This window comes from Burkholderia sp. Ac-20365 (assembly GCF_017104715.1).
Lineage (GTDB): Bacteria > Pseudomonadota > Gammaproteobacteria > Burkholderiales > Burkholderiaceae > Paraburkholderia.
The window spans coordinates 53,882-65,810 of record NZ_JAAGPI010000025.1; the positions used below are offsets into that span (position 1 = coordinate 53,882).

Annotated in this window: 10 protein-coding genes; 8 read left to right on the forward strand and 2 right to left on the reverse strand. The window is 58.8% G+C overall.

Translation table 11 applies throughout. The features are described from left to right. Positions 1-25: 25 nt before the first annotated feature. Positions 26-601, reverse strand: a complete 576-nt coding sequence (gene hxlB / locus G3O01_RS30950) for a 6-phospho-3-hexuloisomerase (RefSeq protein WP_205810730.1) — start codon at positions 599-601, stop codon at positions 26-28. A gap of 441 nt (positions 602-1,042) precedes the next feature. On the opposite strand from hxlB, the gene G3O01_RS30955 reads away from it, so the two are divergent. From G3O01_RS30955 to zwf, 7 genes are all read left to right on the forward strand, one after another. Further along, on the forward strand, positions 1,043-2,548 hold the full coding sequence (locus G3O01_RS30955; protein WP_241024404.1) for a sugar ABC transporter ATP-binding protein: 1,506 nt from the start codon (positions 1,043-1,045) through the stop codon (positions 2,546-2,548). Positions 2,549-2,553: 5 nt separating this feature from the next. Continuing rightward, positions 2,554-3,552 carry an ABC transporter permease gene (locus G3O01_RS30960; protein ID WP_346779231.1) on the forward strand — a complete coding sequence of 333 codons (999 nt, stop codon included), beginning with the start codon at positions 2,554-2,556 and terminating at the stop codon, positions 3,550-3,552. 117 nt (positions 3,553-3,669) lie between these two features. Beyond that, entirely contained in the window at positions 3,670-4,626 is a 957-nt protein-coding gene (locus G3O01_RS30965; RefSeq protein WP_205810736.1) for a sugar ABC transporter substrate-binding protein, read from the forward strand. Between the two features lie 43 nt (positions 4,627-4,669). Continuing rightward, complete coding sequence (locus tag G3O01_RS30970; protein ID WP_205810738.1) at positions 4,670-5,707, forward strand: NAD(P)-dependent alcohol dehydrogenase; 1,038 nt, start codon at positions 4,670-4,672, stop codon at positions 5,705-5,707. A 30-nt stretch (positions 5,708-5,737) separates the two neighbouring features. Next, positions 5,738-7,234, forward strand: coding sequence for a xylulokinase (xylB, locus tag G3O01_RS30975; RefSeq protein WP_205810740.1), 1,497 nt, complete (start codon positions 5,738-5,740; stop codon positions 7,232-7,234). Continuing rightward, a complete protein-coding gene (locus tag G3O01_RS30980; protein ID WP_205810742.1) occupies positions 7,234-7,947 on the forward strand; it encodes a ribulose-phosphate 3-epimerase in 714 nt (237 codons plus the stop codon). The genes xylB and G3O01_RS30980 overlap by 1 nt, the downstream gene beginning before the upstream one ends. A gap of 184 nt (positions 7,948-8,131) precedes the next feature. Further along, positions 8,132-9,613 carry a glucose-6-phosphate dehydrogenase gene (gene zwf / locus G3O01_RS30985; protein WP_205810744.1) on the forward strand — a complete coding sequence of 494 codons (1,482 nt, stop codon included), beginning with the start codon at positions 8,132-8,134 and terminating at the stop codon, positions 9,611-9,613. Positions 9,614-9,620: 7 nt separating this feature from the next. Here the strand turns inward: zwf and G3O01_RS30990 are convergent, their stop codons facing one another. After that, positions 9,621-10,394 (reverse strand): DeoR/GlpR family DNA-binding transcription regulator, encoded by a 774-nt coding sequence (locus tag G3O01_RS30990; protein WP_205810747.1) that lies wholly within the window; start codon positions 10,392-10,394, stop codon positions 9,621-9,623. A gap of 481 nt (positions 10,395-10,875) precedes the next feature. Between G3O01_RS30990 and G3O01_RS30995 the strand changes: the two genes are divergently transcribed. Beyond that, positions 10,876-11,919, forward strand: coding sequence for an ABC transporter permease (locus G3O01_RS30995; RefSeq protein WP_205810749.1), 1,044 nt, complete (start codon positions 10,876-10,878; stop codon positions 11,917-11,919). The last annotated feature ends 10 nt before the right edge of the window (positions 11,920-11,929 follow it).

Sequence of the window (11,929 nt, forward strand, 5' to 3'; positions counted from 1 at the left end):
TCAGTCGTTCAGCGTCTTCTGGTGCTCATTCGAGATTTGCATGCCGCTGCGCCATCTCTTCCTCACCAATGCCTTTCTTCAGTTTCAGCCAGCAAACAATCGCCTCGCATAGCAGGAAGAAGCCCTGCTCGAACAGGGTGCGCATCGGCTGCAGATTCTGCGGATGTTCGCGGTTCACCAGTCCGCTGGGCGCGGGGATCACCACGGTCACGTCGGCATCCATCGAGCGGGCACCCGAGCGGCGTGCGGTGAACAGCGCAACGCGCGCGCCCGCCTGCCGGCCCTGTTCGAGGACGGCGGACACGCTGCGGGTCTCGCCCGACCCCGACGCCACGATGATGAGATCGCTGGCGCCGACGGGAGGGCACGGCAATCCACCTGCCATGTAAGCCTCGACGCCGAGATGGTTGAGGCGCATGCAGAAGGCCTGCAGCAGGATGCCAGACCTGCCGGCGCCCAGGCAGAAGACCTTCGGAGCCCGCTCGATTTCGGCGACGAGCGCATCGAGGTCGGCGGCGTTCACCTGACGCAGGGAGGCTTCGATCTCGCCGAGGATGTCGCGGGTCAGGCTCGGTAGCTCCAGTTGTTTCAAATCGGTCATGGTTGCACTTCGCGTCAAGTTGATGGAGTCCGGCGCCCGGAAACTCTTCTTGTCGTTCTGCCGCTTCGGCTTGCGGACGGAAAACGTCTGGCTGGTGATCTAACTATAACACCAACTTTTGTGAATGGTGAAACTATACCATTATTTCCAGGGCATTCCCCAGGTGAGCCAGATAGCGCAACGGCCAGTCTGCATTCTTGAAAGTCCCTATTTTGTGGCGTTTGTGGCTTATCTTCCCATCAACTTCACCAATTTCTACGGTGTCGCATTGGTGGTAACACTAAACCATTGATGTTGCATGTTGAACTTTTAATGTGTAGAGTGTGTTCACGGTTGAGCAAAAGTCGCACGGCAGCCATGCAAGTTCGCACTTTCGCTCCCGGCGCTCCTGGCGGAGCGGGCTTCGGGCCCTTCCTTGCACACAGATACAAGGCGATGAAGATGGGAGACACACCAATTCTTGAGTTGCGCGGCATCGAGAAGCGCTTTCCGGGCGTCATCGCCCTGAAAGACATGAGCTTCTCGGTCCGCAAGGGCTCGGTCCATGTGATTTGCGGCGAGAACGGCGCCGGCAAATCGACGTTGATGAAAATCGTCAGCGGCATCTATCAGCCCGATGCCGGCGAAATCTTCGTCAATGGCGAGAAGGTCGAGATCGATACGCCGCTGGCGGCGCGGCGGCTGAAGATTTCGATGGTGACGCAGGAGCTCAACTACATCCCCGAGATCACCGTCGCGCAGTCGCTGTTTCTCGGCGACGAGCCGAGAACACGTTTCGGTTCGATCGACTGGAAGAAGGTTTATTCCGATGCGAAGGCGCTGCTCGAAAGAGAGGGCTTGCATTACCGCCCCGATACGAAACTCAAGGAATTGAGCGTCTCGGATCTTCAGATGCTCGAGATCATGAAGGCGGTGTCGCGCGAGGCGAACATCATCATCTTCGATGAACCGACGTCGGCGATCACGTCGAAAGAAGTCGATGTTCTCTTCAAGAAGATCAATGAACTGAGAGCGAAGGGCGCGGGGATCGTCTACATCTCGCATCGCTTCGAAGAGCTTTACCGCATTGCCGACGATATCTCCGTGATCCGCGATGGCAGCCATGTCGCGACGCGTGCGGCGAGCGACATCGACATCGAGACGATCATCCAGATGATGGTGGGCCGCAAGCTCGACAACGTCTATCCGGAGAAGCCGGTTCGCACGTTCGGCGAGACCGCGCTCGAAGTGAAGGGACTCGGCGACGAGGAACGCTTTTCGAATGTCAGCTTCAGTGTTCGCAAGGGCGAGATCATCGGTCTGGCCGGGCTGATGGGCGCAGGACGGACGGAAGTGGTTCGCACCGTGTTCGGTCTCGATCCGTACACGGAAGGCGAAGTCCGCGTGCATGGCAAGCCGGTGCGTATCAGGACCGTGCAGGACGCCATTCGGCTCCGCATCGCGATGCTGTCCGAAGACCGCAAGCGCTACGGCATCGTGCCGATGCGCAGCATCACCGAAAACACAGGCCTCGTGTCACTCGACAAGTTCATCAGGCGAGGCTACCGCGACGCAAAACGCGAAAAGCGCCTGATAGATGGTGTGAGTCACCGCATGAAAGTGAAGGCGCCGAACTTCAATACGCAGATCGGGCTGCTCAGCGGCGGCAATCAGCAGAAAGTGATGCTCGCCAAATGGATGCTCTGCGATCCCGAGATCCTGATTCTTGACGAACCGACTCGCGGCATCGACGTCGGCGCCAAATTCGAAATCTACAAAATCATATTCGAGCTGGCTCAGGAAGGCAGAGCGGTCGTGGTCATTTCATCCGAGTTGCCGGAACTGATTGCAGTGTGCGACCGCATCTATGTGATGGCGACCGGCCGCATTAGAGGTGAGCTAAACGAGTCCGAATTCAGCCAGGAAGGAATCATGCGCCTGGCTACTCTTGGTGGAGACGAAAATTGAATACCGTGACGCGCAATGCGCCTGCTCGCTGGGCGCTCTTCTCGAATGGCAGATATAGCATTTATCTGATTCTGGTGGCGATGATCATCGTCAGTTCGATCATCAGTCCGGTGTTTCTGTCGACGACGAACTTCCTCAATATCTCGCGGCAGATTTCGATCACGACGATTCTCGCCTTCGGCCAGACGCTGCTGATTATCTGCGGGCTGATCGATCTTTCCGCGGGTTCAGTACTCGCACTTTCCGGTCTGCTGTCGGTGATCTTCTTCAAGGCAACGGGCATGTTCGTGCCGTCGCTGATAGTCGGCATTGCAATCGGCTCGGCCTGCGGCCTCGTGAATGGCTGGATCGTCACGCGCTTCAATACACCCGCCTTTATCGCAACGCTTGCGATGCAGACGGCAGCGCGCGGCGCCGCGCTGATGATGACCAAAGGGCAGAACATCTACGAGCTCGATAACTATGTCGGCTGGGGTCAGGGCTCGGTGCTGGGTGTTCCTTCTCCCGTGATCTTTCTGATCGTGATCGCGCTGCTGACCTGGTACGTGCTGAATCACACACGGCTTGGCAGGTACATCTACGCCATTGGCGGCAACCAGGAAGCGGCGCGTGCATCGGGCATCCGCATCAACCGCATCAAGATGATGGCCTTCCTGCTGAACGGTGCGCTCGTCGGGCTGGCTGGCGTGCTCTATATGTCCCGCGTCAATGCAGGTCTTCCGAATGCAGGTATCGGTTTCGAATTCGATGCGATGACGGCGGCGATTATCGGCGGGACGAGTTTCTCGGGCGGTATCGGTACGGCAATCGGCACGCTGGCGGGCGCCTTCATCATGGGCTTTCTCGGCAACATCATGAACCTGCTCGGTATCCAGTCGTATCTCCAGCAGATCATCAAGGGCGGCATCATCGTGCTCGCTGTGGCGTACGACATTTCCTCGAAGCATGGAAAGAAGAAGAAAAAGACCGCGCAGCAAGAGCCCGCCAAAGCGGTCACCAGTTGACGGAGCAGTCGAAGACATTCCGCTGCCGGATAACTGATCGTCCTCGAAGTCCGGCAACGCATGCGAAGTACCACATAACGTCGTAATTCATTACGTCGTAACTCAAGGAGACAGCAAATGAAGTTCAAGAAACTGATGGCATGCGCTCTGGCGCTGGGCGTATTCGCTACTACGGGTGCTGCAATCGCACAAACCCAGAAGTACCGTGTGGCTTATCTGGCGCGTGCGCAAAGCGATTCGTTTGCGGCGTGGCTGGCCAATTCGATGGTGAAGGAAGCGAAGAAGTATCCGGATATCACGTTGACGGTCTTCGACGGACAGAGCCAGAATTCAGTGATGCAGTCGAACATCGAGAACGCTGTCACCAACAAGTACGACCTCGTCATCATCCAGCCGTATGACCCGGCGGTGCAGATCGGCCCTGTGAAGAATGCGATGAAGAGTGGCATGAAGTTTGTCGCGACCAACCCGAAGTTCGGTGACGACTCGGTGCCGTCCGTCGATTCCAGCCCGTATCTGCTGGGTCAGGTCAATGCGCAACTGGCGCTGAAACAGGTGCCGCAGAACGCGAAAGTCGTCGTGCTGCTCGGGCCGCCGGGCAACCCGCATTCGACGGGCCGCCGTGACGCGTGGCAAAAGGAGTTCTTTGCGAAGCGTCCCGACGTGAAGATCGTCGCGGAGCAGACCGCGAACTGGAACAAGGACGAAGCCATGCAGTTGACGGAAGACTGGATCCAGGCGAACCCGAAAATCGACGCGGTCATTTCGATGAACGACAACATGGCTGCGGGCGCAGTGGAAGCGCTGAAGGGCTCGGGCATGAATCCTTTCCCGCTGGTCTACGGCACGGATGGAACGGCCGAAGCATGTCTGCTCATCAAGAGCGGCAAGATGACATCGACGGCACTGCAGAGCGCGGATGAACTGGCCGAGAAGTCGATGAAGATGGCGCACGACATCCTCACCAAACAGAAGACCGACCTGCATCAGGTCGAAGGCACGGAGCTGTACACGAAAGCGAACGTCGATACCTGTCTGACGCTTCACAAGAAGCTCGGCGATATCAAGGGATGACGTCGCATCAGCCAACTGTATTCATCTACTGAAAGGAATTGACATGAAAGCCTTGGTTCTCGAGGAAAAAGACAAGCTCCAGATTCGCGATATCGTCATTGAAGAGGAGCTCGGTCCCAACGACGTGCGCATCAGGATTGCCAACGTCGGCGTGTGCGGCAGTGATGTTCATTACTACAAGCACGGCCGTATCGGCGATTTCATTGTGAACGAGCCGATGGTCCTCGGGCACGAAGCGAGCGGCGTCATTGCCGAAGTGGGCAGCAACGTGAAGCATCTGAAGGCGGGCGACCGCGTCGCAATGGAGCCGGGCATTTTCGACCCGAACTCGCCCGAAGCGATGCAAGGCAACTACCACCTCGACCCGGGCATCCGGTTCTGGGCAACGCCGCCCATTCACGGCGTGCTGCGCGAGTCGGTCGTTCACCCTGCAAGCCTCACGTTCAAGCTGCCGGACAACGTCAGCCTGGAAGAAGCCGTGCTGGCCGAGCCGCTGACCTCGGGTACGCACGTTGCACGCAAGGTCGGCATCGCGCCGGGCGATACCGCTGTCGTGACGGGAGCCGGCACGATTGGCTCGCTGATGGCGCTCGCCTTGCTCGCGTCCGGTTGCAGCCGGGTGATCATCACCGACGTGAAGCAGGAAAAGCTCGATTTCCTCTCGGAGCACTATGGTGACCGGCTCATCACCTGCAATGTGGCGAAGGCCGATCTGAAGGAATTTGTGGGCCAGCATTTTCCGAATGGCGCAGACCTGTTCGTCGACTGCAGCGGCAACGCGAAGGCGATTGCGGCTGCACCGCATTGTCTGCGTCCCGCAGGCAAGCTCGTATTCGTCGGCATGCCGCAGGATCTCGTGCCGATGGATATCGTCGCGATGCAGGTGAAGGAAATCGAAACGGTCGGCATTTTCCGCTATGCGAACGACTACGAGCGTTCGATTGCATTGATCGCATCCGGGCAGATTAACGTGAAGCCGCTGATCTCGCGCCGCTATGCGTTCAAGGACAGCATCGAGGCATTCGATCTGGCCGCGTCCGCACAGCCGGATGTCATCAAGGTTCTCATCGACGTTCAGTAACTCACTTCAAACGGCAGACAGAGGTAACGAATGTATCTTGGCATCGACTGCGGTACGCAAGGCACGAAAGTGGTTTTGCTGGATCCTGAGAGCGGCGCGCTTGTGGCTCGTGGTCATGCCAGCCATTCGATCATCTCCGAGGCGAATGGACGGCGGGAACAGAAGGCCGAGTGGTGGATCGATGCTTTGCGAAAAGCACTCAAGGATCTCTTTTCACAGACGACACGCAGTCCGGCCGATGTCCGTGCAATCGCCGTGTCCGGGCAGCAGCATGGACTGGTGCTGCTGGACGGCAATGGTTCCGTCGTGCGCGACGTGAAGCTGTGGAACGATACGGAAACGACCGAGGCCAATGAGAAGCTGTTCAATGCGGCTGGCGGTGAAAGGCGTATTCGCAGCCTGATTGGCACCACGATTCCAGTGGGTTTCACTGCATCGAAGGTTGCGTGGGTGAGGCAACATGAACCTGAGACCTATGAAAAAGTGCAGCATGTGCTTTTGCCGCACGACTACGTCAACTTCTGGTTGACGGGCGAATACACGACGGATGCCGGCGAGGCGTCGGGCACGGGTTATTTCGACGTGCTGTCCCGTACATGGTCGTCGCAGATGGCGGATCTGATCGATCCGTCGGGCAGGCTCGAGCGGTCATTGCCGCGTATCGCTTCGCCGCTCGAACCGATCGGCACTGTGCGCGCCGAGGTGGCAGCCGAGTTTGGTTTTTCACCGGGGACGCTGGTTGCCTGCGGCTCCGGTGACAATGTGATGGGTGCGCTCGGAACAGGTAACGTCACCGCCGGGCGCGCGACGCTGGGTCTCGGCACGTCGGGCGTTCTGAACATCCACGCGAACCGGCTGGCAGATTCTGTCGACCCGAGCATCTATGTGTTCTGCGGTCTCGACGGTGGATGGCTGCCGACCATCGCGACGATGAATGCAACGTCGACTACGACTTTGCTGCAACAGCTTTTCGAAGTCGAAATTAGCGAAGTCGAAAACCTCATCGCGTCGGCGAATCCCGGCGCGGGCGGCGTGCGCATGTTCCCGTATTTCAGCGGCGAGCGTATTCCCGCGCTGCCACGCGCGAGAGGCGTCATTAAGGGCCTGTCGGCAGACAACATGACGCGCGCAAACCTGATGCGCGCCGGCGCGGAATCGGTCGCATTCGGACTGAAATGGGGCTATGAGCTTCTTTCGCGGAGCTTCGAGCGTGCGGAGCAATTCCGTCTGACGGGCGGCGGCGCGAATAGTGCTGCGTGGCGCCAGATTCTCGCGGACGTGTTCGACATCGATGTGATTCGCGTGAAATGCGACGAGGGCGGCGCGTTTGCCGCGGCATTGCTGGCGCTGACGGTGGCTCAGCGCGCGCAAGGCACGTCCGTCACGCTGTACGACGTCTGCGAGCGCTACGTGGAACTCGATGAGACGCGCGCAGCGCAGCCGCGTCCAGAGGTGGCGGCGCGTTACAACGAACTCTTCGCAGCGTTCACCGAGACCATCGCGAACGAAGACTTCGAGGCGAACTGATGGTCGATATCGCCTGGCAACAATCCTGTCTGATTGCGCCGTCGCTCATTACGTTCGATATGTGCAATCTCGAGCGTCAGGTGCAACTCATCGCAGAGTCCGGACTCGATATCGTGCATCTGGATGTGATCGACGGCCATTTCAGTCCGAGCATGCCGCTGGGAATCGAAACCATTGCGCAGCTCAGGCGCAAGACCGGGCTTGCGTTCGATGTGCATGTCATGGCGACCCGTCACGACTATTTCATCGACGCGCTTCTCGCTATTGGCGTACAGCAACTCACGTTTCAGATCGAATCGGAACCGCATGTGGACAGAATGCTCAACCACATCCGGTCCGCAGGCGTGCGCGCGGGCGTTGCGCTGAAACCTTCGACGCCGCTCAGCGTGCTCGAGTATGTACTGGAGCGGTGCGATACGGTTCTTCTCATGCTGACCAATCCAGGCTACGCCGGTGTGCCTGGTGAAGCGCAGGTTCCCTACGCGGAGCGAAAGATCCTCGCCTTGCGAGAGATGATTCGGGAGCAGGGCTGCAACACGGCGATTGAGATCGACGGGCGCGTTTCGAAGGAGACGATTGCCAGATTCGCGCCATCGACCGTCGATATGTTCGTCGCGGGAAGCATGTGCATTTCGCGCGAGTCTCCTTCTTCAGGACTTCGCGAGCTTTCCGAACTCCGTCAGAAGTTGTCGCCGACTCGCGTCAGTTCATAAGTACTCGCGCCGTCTGATCAATGGGATCTCGTCTGCAGATCTCATTGCGCCATTGCATTGTCGACAGAGCCTGTCGACGTCTTTGCTGCTCACAACCAACTCTTCCTGTAGCTCTGGTGAATTCTATGGCGACATTGCTCAAATCACCCTGCTGGCGTGCGCTTGCCTTACAGCAGGTGCGCGTATGACGACACGTTCGAGAAAGAGCGCCGACGCGGAGGGTTTCGTGTTCATCCTCATCGGCGGAACCGGCGATCTGGCGATGCGCAAGATACTGCCTGCGCTTTATGCTGCGCATCGGGACGGCACGCTCGCGGAAGGTGGCCGTATCGTTTGCGTTGCGCAGAACGCACTGGATCAGAGCGGCTATCTGCATTGGGTCGATGGGCACGTCAAGCCACTCGTGGCACCCGCCAGCATCGATGCCGACGCGTGGGCGAGTTTTCTCGCGCGCATCACCTACGTTGCGCTCGATGCCGGTCGATCTGATGCGTTCACCGCGCTTCGTGACGTGCCAGGCGTGACGCGTTGTCAGCGCATCTTCTATCTTGCAACCGGGCCTTCTCTATTCATTCCGATCTGCAAAGGACTCGCTGCAGCCGGTCTCACCGAAGGCGCGCGCATCGTTCTCGAAAAGCCTTTGGGCCACGACCTCGAATCATCGAACGCGATCAACGATGCTGTCGGTGAGATCTTTGCCGAGCATCAGATTTACCGGATCGACCATTATCTCGGCAAGGAGTCGGTGCAGAACCTGTTTGCGCTGCGTTTCGGCAATGTGCTGTTCGAACCTTTATGGCGCCGCGAATGGGTGGAGAGTATTCAGATTACGGTCGCAGAAGAACTGGGCGTGGAGCGCCGTGGAGACTTCTACGACAGGACGGGTGCATTGCGTGACATGGTGCAGAATCATCTGCTGCAGTTGCTGTCCATCGTCGCAATGGAGCCGCCGCGTTCGATGGAAGCCGACGCCGTGCGCGATGAAAAGCTGCGTGTGCTGCGCGCGCTCAAGCCATTGCGCGAAGAGCAGATCCGACAGCAAGTCGTGCGTGGTCAGTACCGTGCCGGTGTGAGTAATGGCGCACCCGTTCCAGGGTATCTCGAAGAGCACGGCGTGCCGCACGACAGCGCTACGGAAACCTTTGTCGCGCTCAAGGTCGAGATCGAGAACTGGCGATGGGCCGGCGTGCCATTCTTTCTGCGCACGGGCAAACGTCTGGCGGGCCGCGTGGCGGAGATCGTCGTGAACTTCCGGCCGGTGCCGCATTCAGCGCTGGGTTCGATGCCACTGCGTGCCGGTTCCAACCGGTTGACCATCCGCCTGCAGCCGAACGAGTCAGTTCGTCTCGATGCGCTCGGCAAGGTGCCCGGCATGGGTATGAATCTGCGCGGCGTGTATCTCGATCTTGCGTTCGATCGCTTCTTTCAGCAGAACCGGATGGAGGCGTATCAGCGTCTGTTGCTCGACGTCATCGCGGGGCGGCTGGCGCTGTTCGTGCGGCGTGACGAGCAGGAAGCGGCATGGCGATGGGTCGCGCCGATCCTCGAAGAATGGTCACGTTCGGATGCTGCACCCAGGCCCTACGCGGCGGGAACGTGGGGCCCTGCGGCAGCGAGCGCGTTACTTGCGCGCGAAGGAACCTGTTGGCTTGAAGAGGAAAGCTGATCGCGTACTAGTCCGCGATAACCACCTTGAGACCTTTTGCTTCGAGATCGTACCGGTAGCGCTCAGGCACGCCTGCATCGGTAATCACCGTTTCGAAGTTATCGACGTCGGCGAAACTGCAGGTCGACACTTTGCCGAACTTGGATGAATCGACGAGAAGAATTCTTTCGACGCTCGATTGCATGGCCGCCTGCTTCCACGAACAGTCTTCGACATAACTGCACGTGAGTCCGTGCTTGAGCTCGTAGCCGGTCGCGCCGATGAATGCCTTGTTCGCGCGATATCGCTGCATTGCCTGCACCGCGTCCGGTCCGGAGAACGTAAAGGACTTGGTCGACAGAACGCCGCCCAGCGAAATGACGGTGGTGTCTTCCCGCTTGGCGAGCACGTTGATGGTGTTCAGGCTGTAGCAGATGAACGTGAACGCCCCCTCGGGCGGCAGGCACTCCGCGAGTTGCTGGACGGTCGTGCCCGAGTCGAGGATGACCACGTCGCCGGGCGTCAGCAGCTTGCTCGCCGCGAGCGCGATCCGGCGCTTTTCGTCTGCGTGCTGGGTACGCTCGGTCTGCGCGTTGTAGTTGGCGACCCCGCCGCCGTTCTCCAGCGATGCGACGCCGCCGTACACCGTCCGTACCTTGCCGGCATCCGCCAGGTCGCGCACGTCGCGGCGAATGGTCATTTCGGACACATCGAGCGCCTTTGCCAGATCGCCAACGCTCATGAAGTGCCGGGTGTCGACCATCTCGAGAATCTGGTCAACCCGTTGCTCTTTGCTAGCCATAGAAAGGTGGTGTCTCGTGCGAAGCGGCCGGGAAACGGCCCGAAATCAGGCCAGGCCGCAGTGTAGTTCGAAAATTTGTTCAACATCGAACATTTTAGCTCAATTACAACGCTTACGGACGCATTTGATCGAGTGTCCGTTCAATCTCGAACAGGGTTTGCGCGCAGGCGTCAAGCCGGGACTTGCCCCATGCGCTTTCCTGTCAATCCTGAAGCAGACGAAGGCGGGCGGCAATGGCACCCGTCGTTTCGATTGTAAATGTTCACATCTCTAACATTTAGTTGAAACTATAACTTTTGTGAGTTAGAGTGTGATCGACGTCGAACATTCTGTGCGAACTGATGTCAGCGGGAAGCCAGGCGGCACCGCGCGACCGGGTTCACAGCGTTCCACGCGAAAGAAAAGAAAACGGAGACGACATCCCACCAGCGCGCTGGACGGTCTCCCCGTTTTCCTTTTGGCAGACGATCAGGAGACAAACATGAGCAGTCTTGAAGCACCCGGTGCGAAGAAGCGTCAGTTTCGGCTACCTACCGAAGCGGGCATCGCCTTCGTGTTCTTCGTGGTGATGCTGGGCGGTTTCATTGCGACGCCAAACTTCCTCACCGTGTCGAACATGATGGTGCTGCTGCTCAATGGCGCCGTGATCGGCTTCCTGTGTCTGGGCCAGTCGTTCGTGCTGTTGACGGGCGGTATCGACCTCTCCTGCGGATCGATTGTCGCGATGACCTGTGTCGTAGCCGCGCTGCTGATGCAAAGCCTCGGACTGCCGTGGCAAGTCGCCGTACCGCTGGTACTTGCCATCGGCGCACTGGCCGGGATGGTCAACGGCTGGATTATCGAACGCACGGGCGTGCCGCCTTTCATCGTGACGTTTGCAACCATGGGCGTTGCTGCGTCCATTCCGCAGATCATCACGGGCGCCGAGTCGATTCGGGTGACGCAGATTGGTTACGCGCTGATTGGTCAATCGCGTCCGTTCGGTGTGCCATTTCCCGTGCTGGCGTTGCTCATCGCGATCGTGCTGGCCGCGTTGCTGCTGAAGCGGACTGTGACGGGCACGCATATCTACGCCGTAGGCGGTAACGCCGATGCCGCGCGTCTGTCAGGTATCAGCGTCCCGCGCGTCACGTTGTTCGTCTATTCGATATCCGGCCTGTGCGCCGCATGTGGTGGCCTCATTTACGGCTCGCGTTTGATGACGGGCTATCCGACGGCAGGACGCGGCGACGAACTGTTCTTCTCGATTGCGGGCGCGGTGGTGGGTGGCGTCAGTCTTTTCGGCGGAAGCGGGAGCATCGTGGGCGCAATGATCGGCGCGATGCTGATCGCCGCGATTTCAAACCTCATGAATGTTCTGAACGTCAGTGCGTACTGGCAGCCGCTGGTTATCGGACTGATCATTCTGATCGGCGTGACGCTGGACACGATGCGCTCGAACCGGCGCCTCAGCTTCCCCTGGCTCAAGTCGCGCAGAGAACGGAAGTTTGCGCAACACGGTGATTCATTGAAAAGCACGTCTTAATCAGGTGGAT